We start from the raw sequence: 6,694 nt of genomic DNA, 5'->3' as shown, positions 1-6,694 counted from the left end.
AAGGCCGGGATGCGCTGACGCGCGGCGTGACGCCAGTACGCCGATGGGGCGACCTGCAAGACGCGGCAGATCGACTCGACCCCAAGCTGCTGGCGGTGCTGGTCGACAAACGCCTTCAGGGGGTCGTCTCAGAAAACGGAAAATAAAGCACGCTAAGCCGGTTGCAGCGGTCGTAGCGGCCTGAACTTGCCCGCGCCGATCTTGGCGCTGCTGCGCCAGAGGTAATCGCCGGTGAGGTTGATGTGCTCCCAACCGAGCGGCGACAGGTACTGCAACAGCGCGTCATCAACGGCATGGCCGTTGCCACGCAGCGCGTGCGCAGCCCGTTCCAGATAGACCGTGTTCCACAACACGACGGCAGCCGTTACCAGATTGAGGCCGCTAGCCCGGTAGCGCTGCTGCTCGAAACTGCGGTCGCGGATTTCACCCAGGCGGTTGAAAAACACTGCCCTGGCCAGCGCATTGCGCGCCTCGCCCTTGTTCAGGCCGGCATGCACGCGGCGGCGCAGTTCCACGCTTTGCAGCCAGTCCAGGATGAACAGCGTGCGCTCGATGCGGCCCAGCTCGCGGAGCGCCACGGCCAGGCCGTTCTGGCGTGGGTAGCTGCCGAGCTTTCGGAGCATCAGGGAGGCCGTCACCGTGCCCTGCTTGATCGAGGTGGCCAGCCGCAGGATTTCGTCCCAATGGGCGCGGACGTGCTTGATGTTGAGCGTGCCGCCGATCATGGGTTTCAGCGCGTCATAGGCGGCGTCGCCCTTCGGGATGTAGAGCTTGGTGTCGCCCAGGTCGCGGATGCGCGGCGCGAAGCGGAAGCCCAGGAGGTGCATCAGGGCGAAGACGTGATCGGTGAAGCCCGCCGTGTCGGTGTAATGCTCCTCGATCCGCAAGTCGGACTCGTGGTACAGCAGGCCGTCGAGCACGTAGGTCGAATCGCGCACGCCGACGTTCACGACCTTGGTGTGAAATGGCGCGTACTGGTCAGAAATGTGGGTGTAGAACGTCCGCCCTGGGCTGCTCCCGTATTTCGGGTTGATGTGGCCGGTGCTCTCGGCCTTGCTGCCGGTGCGGAAGTTCTGGCCGTCCGACGATGAGGTGGTGCCGTCGCCCCAGTGCTCGGCGAAGGGATGGCGGAACTGTGCGTTGACCAGATCGGCCAGCGCCGCCCCGTAGGTTTCGTCGCGGATGTGCCAGGCTTGCAGCCAAGCCAGCTTGGCGTAGGTCGTGCCGGGGCAAGACTCCGCCATCTTGGTCAGGCCCAGGTTGATCGCGTCGGCGAGGATCGTGGTCAGCAACAGGTTCTTGTCTTTGGCCGGGTCGCCCGATTTCAGATGCGCGAAATGCCGAGTGAAGCCCGTCCATTCGTCCACCTCCAGCAGCAGTTCGGTGATCTTGACGTGCGGCAGGATCATTGCCGTCTGGTCGATCAGCGCTTGGGCGGTGTCGGGTACCGCCGCGTCGAGCGGCGTGATCTTCAAGCCTGACTCGGTGATGATGGCGTCCGGCAGCTCGTTGGCCGTCGCCATACGGTTGACGGTGGCAAGCTGTGTTTCCAGCAGCGTCAGCCGGTCGTTCAGGTACCGGTTGCAGTCGGTGGCCACGGCCAGCGGCAATTCGCTGGCCTGCTTGAGGCTGGCGAATTTCGCGGGCGGCACCAGGTAGTCCTCGAAGTCCTTGAACTGGCGCGACCCCTGCACCCAGATGTCGCCGGAACGCAACGCGTTCTTCATCTCCGACAGCGCGCACAGTTCGTAGTAGCGCCGGTCGATGCCGGTGTCGGTCATGACCAGCTTCTGCCAGCGCGGCTTGATGAACTCGGTCGGCGCGTCGGCGGGCACCTTGCGGGCGTTGTCGCTGTTCATGCCGCGCAGCACCTCGATGGCGTCGAGCACGTCCTTGGCGGCGGGAGCGGCCCGCAGCTTGAGCACGGCAAGGAATTCCGGCGCGTAGCGGCGCAGCGTGGCGTAGCTTTCGCCGATGCGGTGCAGGAAATCGAAGTCCTCGGGCTGCGCAAGCTTCTGCGCTTCGGTGACGCTCTCGGCGAAGGCATCCCAGGACATGACGGCCTCGATGGCGGCGAACGGATCGCGGCCCGCCTGCTTGGCCTCGATCAGCGCCTGGCCGATGCGGCCGAACAGCCGCACCTTGGCATTGATCGCCTTGCCGGATGCCTGGAACTGCTGCTGATGCTTGTTCTTGGCGGCATTGAACAGCTTGCCCAGGATGCGGTCATGCAGGTCGATGATTTCGTCGGTGACGGTGGCCATGCCCTCGATGGCGAGCGCCACCAGGGTCGCGTAACGCCGCTGCGGCTCGAACTTCGCCAGGTCGGCGGGCGTCATCTGGCCGCCCTCGCGGGCGATCTTGAGCAGCCGGTTCTGGTGAACCAGCCGCTCGATGCCGGAGGGCAGGTCGAGCGCCTGCCACGCCTTGAGGCGTTCGATGTGTTCCAGCATGTGCCGCGAGTTCGGTTTGACCGGGGATTGCCGCAGCCAGGCCAGCCACGTCGTCTTGCCGTTGTCGCGGCGCTTGAGCAGATCGTCGAGGCGACGGCGATGCACGTCCGTCAGCGGCTCAGCCAAGGCGTCGTAGAGACGCCGGTTGGCGCGGGTAATCGCTTCGGCGCTCGCCCGCTCGACGGCGTTGAGGGCGGGCACAATGACCGACTGCCGCCGCAGGTGCTCGATCAAGGCTCTGGCCAGCACGATGCCCTTGTCGGTTTGCATGGCCAGCTCGGTCAGCAACTGGACAGCCTGCCGGTAGTGGCCAATCGTGAACGGCTGGAAGCCGAACACCGTTTGCAGCTCGACCAGGTGCTCGCGTCGGGTCTGCTCACGCTGCCCGTACTCGTCCCAGCTTTCGATGCCGACCTTGAGCTGGTTGGCGACCAGTCTCAGCAATGGCGGGAACGGTGGCTCATCAGCGCCAAGGATGACGCCGGGAAAGCGCAGGTAGCAGAGCTGCACCGCGAAGCCCAGCCGATTGGCCGGGCCGCGCCGCTGCCGGATGATGGAGAGGTCGCTTTCGCTGAACGTGTAGTGACGGATCAACTCATCCTTGGTGTCCGGCAACGCCAGCAGGCTTTCGCGCTCGGCGGCGGAGAGGATCGAACGGCGGGGCATGCGGTTTCCTTCTTCTTGAAAACGTAGGTTTGTGACAAGCCCGCCAAGGCAACCGGCGCGGCACGGGAATCAAGGCATTGCGATTCTCGAAAATAGTTCTTGAAATTCTATTCTTGATTGCATATCATCTCAACGAGTTTCGATAAGAAAGGATGCGCATGCGACCGTCTGTTGTGCTTGACATGAAGCGAAGCGCAGTGCGTGAAGCGGTAGGCCGCTTTCGCGCCGCGAACCCGCGCGTCTTCGGCTCGGTGCTGCATGGCACCGACCGGGATGGCAGCGACCTCGACCTGTTGGTCGATGCGCTGCCCGGTGCCACGTTGTTGGACTTGGGCGATTTGGAAGAAGAACTGAAATCGCTGCTCGGCGTTGACGTCGATCTGCTGACTCCCGGCGACCTGCCGCCGAAGTTCCGGGCCAAGGTGCTCGCGGAGGCGCAACCGATATGAGCGAGAACCGCCTGCCCGATTACCTCGACCACATTCAGCAGGCCGCAACCGATGCGCGCAGCTTCGTGGAAGGGATGGCCAAGGACGACTTCTTGGCCGACAAGCGCACCCAGCAGGCCGTCATCATGAGCCTGATCGTCATCGGCGAGGCGGCCACAAAGGTGATGGATGGCTACGTCGAGTTCACCCAGGCGCATGCCGACGTGCCGTGGCGCAGCATGCGCAATATGCGTAATCGCATGGCTCACGGCTATTTCGACATCAACCTCGATGTGGTGTGGGAGACGGTACAGGAATGGCTGCCGGCGTTGCTCCAGCAATTGCCCGCCGTGCGTCAGGATGCCGACGATGAAGACCGTAACGACAAAGGCATGGAGCCATGACCAATCAAGCCGCCGATGTTCGGCCCCTCTGGCGTGTTCGATCCCGCGACCTATGAGCCGCGCTCGGGCAAGACCTTCTGGATGGCCGCAACGGACGTGAGTTCGCTGGTGGGCAAGGAGGCAGCAGCCGACACGCTCATCGGCAACTGCACGACCGCACGACCAGCCTCCCGTTCAAATTCGAGTTAGAACTCATATCCAGCCTGTCTGGGGGCACTGTGAAAGAGGGATCTCCGATGACTGTTGAATCGAGAATATTTTCTGTAGCCGAGTATGTTCAGCCGTCCGAAGGCGAGCCTATTCGTTCCGTTGTGCTTGAAACCCGAGACTCAATTATCGTGGTTTGGCATGTCCATCCCGGGCAGGAAATTGCGGCTCACATTCATCCTCACGGCCAAGACACGTGGACTGTTTTGTCGGGAATGGCTGATTACTTTCAGGGCAATGGGATTGTTCGTGCCCTCAGGGAAGGTGAGATAGCCGTGGCAAGACCGGGCCAAGTGCACGGGGCGCGAAATACAGGTACCGAGCCATTTGTGTTCGTCTCGGTTGTGGCATCAGCCAATGCCGGTTTCGTATTGGCTGAGCGATAGAGCCCAATCTCTGGAGTTGGTCCAATGAGCGGTCGGGGAGATAGGTAACAGACATGCAGCGGACACGGCTGCTAAACCAGGTCGCAAACCTCCTTGCGTCGCAGCGTGCCGCAAGCGACGCGATCAATCGAATGGGGTCGGCATGAGACTGAACACCATCCAGTTCCCGACCGCGTAGCCGCCTGTCCTGCCGATCAGGTCTTGACCATCGACGCCTGGGATCAGTCCTGAATGTTCTTGGAGACCACTACGTTATGAGCCGCAGCCGCCGCAAAACACCCATCGTCGGGCACACGACCTGCGGCAGCGAGCGCGAGGACAAGAAGCTCTGGCATCAGCGCTGGCGCACCCGTGAGCGCACGGCGCTGACCAGCGCGTCGCCCGAAGCCCTGAGCGCCCATCTGCCCCTGCTGGAAAACCAGGCCAGCAGCGTCTGGTCGATGGGCAAGGATGGCCGCTCCTACTGGCCCGTCAAGCGCCAGGCCGCCACGGCGGATCGCATCGCCAATCACAAGGGACGCAACCCGCAAGAACGCGCCTCCCTGAAAAAGCGCCTGCTGCGCAAGTGGATGAGCAAATGAAGCTCTCCTTCCATCAGCACATTGCGCTGTTCTGGATGATCGGTGCTCCGGGCGTCTTCGCGCCCGTGATCGAGAACGCCAAGCGGCCCGATGCCGGCGCCGTCATGGCGTGGGGTGTCGCGATCGTGGCGGTGATGATCCTCTTCACCCCTTTGCTGCTGCGCTGTCCACCATTCCGGCGCTGGTATGGCCGGACGGATGCGCTGTCGGAGCGGCAGCGCCAGGCGCTTGCCGAGCGCGGCCTGCGCCGCTACTACCAGACCGCTTTCGATGACGGCTACGTGCCCCGCGTGATGCCCTACGTGTGGCGCATCATCTGGACGGTCGGCGGGTTGATGGCTGTGACCGCCGTACTGCCTACCAACACCGGACGGCCAGCCTTCGATGCCTTGGTGGTCTTCTCGACCTGGTATCCGATAGGCGTGATGCTGCTGGTTTTCGCGTCGAGGCCCCTTGGCCGGTTGATTCGCCAAAGAGCACAGGAGCGGCGGAAATGAGCACGTCAACCATCGAGGCGCTGGCCAGCGCCTGGGCAAGGATTGCCGAGGAAGCGGAATTCCCCGCTGACTACGAGGGGACTGCCACACCACAAGCGCATCGGGCTAGCGAAGCTATTCAGGAGCAGATTCGGGAGCGCATCGTCGCCACCAACGACATGCGGCTGTTCAGCCTGCTGCACCTGCTGGGTCAGGCGTCGCTGCGCATGGAGCAAGCGCTGTGGCCGGAGGATTACGAGCGGATGACGCGCGAGGTTGAGGAAGCCCTGCGGCAAGCCACCGACGCCAACGCCAGATCGTACACCCACGAAGAAGTGATGCAGGCGATGCAGGAACGCATCGACCGGGCGCGAGACAAGCCATGTTGATTGGCTATGCGCGCGTCTCGACGCAGGATCAGAACCTGGAGCTGCAACGCGAAGCCTTGAGCAAGGCCGGATGTAAAAAGGTCTTCGAGGACAAGGTGAGTGGCACGCGGGCAGACCGGCCTGGCTTGGCCAAGACGCTCGAAATGCTGCGCGAAGGCGATACTTTGGTCGTCTGGAAGCTCGACCGGCTGGGCCGGTCGGTCAAGCAACTGGTCGATCTGGTCGGCGATCTGCACAAGCACGGTGTCCAGTTCAGGAGCCTCACCGACTCCATCGACACCGGCACACCATCCGGGCGGTTCTTCTTCCACGTCATGGCGAGCCTTGCCGAAATGGAGCGCGAGCTGACCGTCGAGCGCACCCGCGCCGGGCTGGAAGTCGCCAAGCAGCTCGGCCGCAAAGGCGGCCGCAAGCCGAAGATGACCGACAGCAAGATCGAGTCGGCCAAGAAGCTGCTGGCCAGCGGGGTGCCGCCCAAGGACGTGGCCAAGAACCTCGGCGTGTCCATTCCGACGCTGTACCGCTGGGTGCCAGCCTCCACGCACGCTTAGCGTGCTTTATTTTCCGTTTTCTGAGACGACCCCAAGTGGAACTCGATCCGTCAGGCTGCCTGTTGAATCGCCGGCAGCGACGCGAAGTAGAACTCATCCGGGGTCTTGGCGCCGAGCGACGAATGCGGGCGGCGCATGTTGTAGAACTCGATG

9 protein-coding genes and 1 other annotated feature are annotated in these 6,694 nt (G+C 63.1%); of the genes, 8 read left to right on the top strand and 1 reads right to left on the bottom strand.

Translation table 11 applies throughout. From position 1 onward, the window contains the following. Positions 1-44: 44 nt before the first annotated feature. Positions 45-150: a sequence feature (AL1L pseudoknot), on the bottom strand. A 2-nt stretch (positions 151-152) separates the two neighbouring features. Next, positions 153-3,119, bottom strand: coding sequence for a Tn3 family transposase (locus NYP07_RS23755; RefSeq protein ID WP_085513320.1), 2,967 nt, complete (start codon positions 3,117-3,119; stop codon positions 153-155). Between the two features lie 158 nt (positions 3,120-3,277). On the opposite strand from NYP07_RS23755, the gene NYP07_RS23750 reads away from it, so the two are divergent. From NYP07_RS23750 to NYP07_RS23715, 8 genes are all read left to right on the top strand, one after another. Further along, positions 3,278-3,568: a nucleotidyltransferase family protein gene (locus NYP07_RS23750; RefSeq protein ID WP_001247892.1), complete on the top strand. Its 291-nt coding sequence runs from the start codon at positions 3,278-3,280 to the stop codon at positions 3,566-3,568. Further along, positions 3,565-3,951, top strand: a complete 387-nt coding sequence (locus NYP07_RS23745) for a HepT-like ribonuclease domain-containing protein (RefSeq protein WP_003100872.1) — start codon at positions 3,565-3,567, stop codon at positions 3,949-3,951. Before NYP07_RS23750 ends, NYP07_RS23745 begins: the two co-directional genes overlap by 4 nt. Before the next feature lie 15 nt (positions 3,952-3,966). Then, positions 3,967-4,140, top strand: a complete 174-nt coding sequence (locus NYP07_RS23740; RefSeq protein WP_003154411.1) for a hypothetical protein — start codon at positions 3,967-3,969, stop codon at positions 4,138-4,140. Between the two features lie 47 nt (positions 4,141-4,187). Continuing rightward, positions 4,188-4,544 carry a cupin domain-containing protein gene (locus tag NYP07_RS23735; RefSeq protein ID WP_003465043.1) on the top strand — a complete coding sequence of 119 codons (357 nt, stop codon included), beginning with the start codon at positions 4,188-4,190 and terminating at the stop codon, positions 4,542-4,544. 254 nt (positions 4,545-4,798) lie between these two features. Continuing rightward, positions 4,799-5,125 (top strand): hypothetical protein, encoded by a 327-nt coding sequence (locus NYP07_RS23730; protein ID WP_003100858.1) that lies wholly within the window; start codon positions 4,799-4,801, stop codon positions 5,123-5,125. Beyond that, positions 5,122-5,622, top strand: coding sequence for a hypothetical protein (locus NYP07_RS23725; protein WP_003100856.1), 501 nt, complete (start codon positions 5,122-5,124; stop codon positions 5,620-5,622). The genes NYP07_RS23730 and NYP07_RS23725 overlap by 4 nt, the downstream gene beginning before the upstream one ends. Then, on the top strand, positions 5,619-5,990 hold the full coding sequence (locus NYP07_RS23720; RefSeq protein ID WP_003100853.1) for a hypothetical protein: 372 nt from the start codon (positions 5,619-5,621) through the stop codon (positions 5,988-5,990). The genes NYP07_RS23725 and NYP07_RS23720 overlap by 4 nt, the downstream gene beginning before the upstream one ends. Beyond that, positions 5,984-6,541, top strand: a complete 558-nt coding sequence (locus NYP07_RS23715) for a recombinase family protein (RefSeq protein ID WP_003100847.1) — start codon at positions 5,984-5,986, stop codon at positions 6,539-6,541. The genes NYP07_RS23720 and NYP07_RS23715 overlap by 7 nt, the downstream gene beginning before the upstream one ends. Positions 6,542-6,694: the final 153 nt, after the last annotated feature.

Source organism: Pelomonas aquatica (assembly GCF_026712205.1).
In the GTDB taxonomy this organism is placed as follows: domain Bacteria; phylum Pseudomonadota; class Gammaproteobacteria; order Burkholderiales; family Burkholderiaceae_C; genus Pelomonas; species Pelomonas aquatica.
Note: the sequence above shows the minus strand (reverse complement) of the source record. Positions and strands in the feature narration are given on the sequence as shown.